Source organism: Mycobacterium sp. NGS57, from assembly GCF_059812405.1.
Genome location: NZ_JCALCP010000044.1, coordinates 1 through 249, shown reverse-complemented (window position 1 = coordinate 249; position 249 = coordinate 1). Strand labels below are relative to the sequence as shown.

Annotated in this window: 1 pseudogene; it reads left to right on the top strand. The window is 84.3% G+C overall.

What is annotated here, in order from left to right:
* Positions 1–249: pseudogene (locus tag AC5Y43_RS25005) on the top strand (hypothetical protein); the annotation flags it as partial.

Here is a 249-nt window from a genome sequence, read left to right as displayed (position 1 = left end):
GGGCAGCACCCCGACCGGGGTGTTGGGCAACGGCGGGTCCGGCGGGGCGGGCTACAACGCCACCACCCCCGGCGCCAACGGTGGCGACGGCGGGGCCGGCGGGGCAGGCGGTAGCCACGGCGACGGCGGGGCGGGTGGGGCCGGGGGCCACGGCGCCGCCGGTGACGACGGGGTCGCCGCGACGGTGGCCGGCCAGTCCGGCGGCAACGGCACCGACGGCGGGGCCGGCGGCGACGGCGGCGCGGGCGG